This is a genomic window from Pseudomonas sp. SIMBA_041, assembly GCF_046535095.1.
Lineage (GTDB): Bacteria > Pseudomonadota > Gammaproteobacteria > Pseudomonadales > Pseudomonadaceae > Aquipseudomonas > Aquipseudomonas mucoides.
Genome location: NZ_JAWRXJ010000490.1, coordinates 1 through 261, shown reverse-complemented (window position 1 = coordinate 261; position 261 = coordinate 1). Strand labels below are relative to the sequence as shown.

Genomic DNA, 261 nt, shown 5'->3' with positions numbered 1-261 from the left:
CCCTGGAACTTGGCAGCGTGGGTGCCGACTTCGAAAGGTCGCATCCAGGCCAGGTTGAGCAGGTAGGTGTCGTCGAAGGTGTGATCCGGGTCCTTGGCCCCGGGGATCCCGGAATGGTTGTTTTCCTTGTAGTACAGCAGGCTCAGGTCCAGCACCCCGACGGTGTTGAACTTCAGGGTCGGGCCGAAGACCAGGGCACGCTTTTTCGCCGACCCCAGGTTGTTGTTGCGGCTGGCGTCAAAACCCATGGTCAGCGCGTAG

The 261-nt window shown here is 61.3% G+C and carries 1 pseudogene; it reads right to left on the bottom strand.

Annotated elements, in window-relative coordinates:
• Positions 1-261, bottom strand: a pseudogene (locus tag SB725_RS32045) (nucleoside-binding protein); the annotation flags it as partial.